The organism is Caulobacter sp. CCH9-E1 (assembly GCF_001556515.1).
Classification (GTDB): Bacteria; Pseudomonadota; Alphaproteobacteria; order Caulobacterales; family Caulobacteraceae; genus Caulobacter.
On sequence record NZ_LSJA01000167.1, the window covers coordinates 1 to 484 of the forward strand.

The 484-nt window shown below is 63.8% G+C and carries 1 protein-coding gene; it reads left to right on the forward strand.

What is annotated here, in order from left to right; genetic code table 11:
• Window positions 1-201: 201 nt before the first annotated feature.
• A partial coding sequence (locus AX690_RS10525; protein ID WP_066730363.1) for a DUF559 domain-containing protein occupies window positions 202-484 on the forward strand: 283 nt, incomplete at its 3' end.

Sequence of the window (484 nt, forward strand, 5' to 3'; positions counted from 1 at the left end):
GACTGCTCGTCAGGAGTCTAGCTGATCCGTCGCGTTTTCACACAGCCTCGACCCTGCTCGGACGCGCCGCAAAACCCTCTCTCTTTGAGAGAGGGAGGGACCCGCCGCGAAGCGGTGGGAGGGTGAGAGGTTTCACCGCCCCACCGGAAAACCAGGATTCCTTTCATTGAGCGCGACCTTGAACCGGCTCAGGCTCCGGCCATGGATCGGATCGCCACCGCCCGTCGCCTTCGCAGAGATCAGACCCAGGCCGAGAAGACGCTGTGGGCTCTCGTCCGTAATCGCCGCCTGGGCGGCTTCCGCTTCCTGCGCCAGCACCCGATCGACCGATACTTCGCGGACTTCGTCTGCGAGTCCGCGAGGGTGATCGTGGAACTGGACGGCCCCGCCCATGAGGGGCGCGAGGATTATGATGACCGCCGCACCGAAACTTTGGCGCTTTTTGGCTATCTCGTCCTGCGCTTCCGAAACGAGCGGGTGCTGG